Raw genomic sequence first — 204 nt, 5'->3', positions numbered from 1 at the left:
TCGCCTTGGTGAGCCGTTACCCCACCAACTAGCTAATGCGCCGCAGGCCCATCTGCAAGCGGCAGATTACTCCGCCTTTCTCAGCCCGATCATGCGATCAAACTGCGTATCCGGTATTAGCATTCGTTTCCGAATGTTATCCCGATCTTGCAGGCAGGTTGCCTACGTGTTACTCACCCGTCCGCCGCTAACCTAATCGGGAGC

General features: G+C 55.9%; 1 rRNA gene. It reads right to left on the bottom strand.

Annotation, left to right across the window (positions count from 1 at the left end):
- Positions 1-183 (bottom strand): 16S ribosomal RNA (locus ACFPYJ_RS22920); the annotation flags it as partial.
- Positions 184-204: the final 21 nt, after the last annotated feature.

Origin of the sequence: Paenibacillus solisilvae (genome assembly GCF_042656405.1) — a bacterium.
Classification (GTDB): Bacteria; Bacillota; Bacilli; order Paenibacillales; family Paenibacillaceae; genus Paenibacillus_Z; species Paenibacillus_Z solisilvae.
This window is presented reverse-complemented; position numbering and strand designations above follow the sequence as displayed.